Here is a 513-nt window from a genome sequence, read left to right on the forward strand (position 1 = left end):
GCGCTGCCTACGAAACAACCTACCTTTCAGCCTTCGCACCACGAGCCAGTACACAACTGGCGGCTACGGTTCCTGCGTTTGTCAAACTCATTCCGGATTTAGATCACGTCCCGGGCGATCCCTTCGACATCCGTGACATCTCCCACCCGACAGCCCCATCGTTTGAGCGTTCCCCACTGCCGAAGGTGATTCAGGATTCCTTCATCGCCTTCGGCCATAAAGACCTGGCGTATGCAACAACACCAGATGAAGTCATCGACTCCTACGGTCAGATCAACCCTGATGTGCTTGAGGCGATACAAGCAGGGGCCACAAACCCAAGCCGCAGCACTCAGCTCCCCCTCCACGCCACCGACACTTACCCCAGGCCCACATGGCACACCGGCACATCTTGGTTCTGCCGCTGGCATGCATACGATCTCTCCTGGTGCGATTGGTAGCACCGCAGCCGGTGTGGGTGCTCCTCCACACGGAGCCACTGGTGGTGTCGGTGGTGGCATGGGCGGATTCGGT

Annotated in this window: 1 protein-coding gene; it reads left to right on the forward strand. The window is 58.9% G+C overall.

Annotation, left to right across the window (positions count from 1 at the left end; all coding sequences use genetic code 11):
• A partial coding sequence (locus HMPREF3101_RS12135; protein WP_168160171.1) for a hypothetical protein occupies window positions 1–440 on the forward strand: 440 nt, incomplete at its 5' end.
• Window positions 441–513: the final 73 nt, after the last annotated feature.

It is taken from the genome of Corynebacterium sp. HMSC29G08 (assembly GCF_001806875.1).
In the GTDB taxonomy this organism is placed as follows: Bacteria; Actinomycetota; Actinomycetes; order Mycobacteriales; family Mycobacteriaceae; genus Corynebacterium.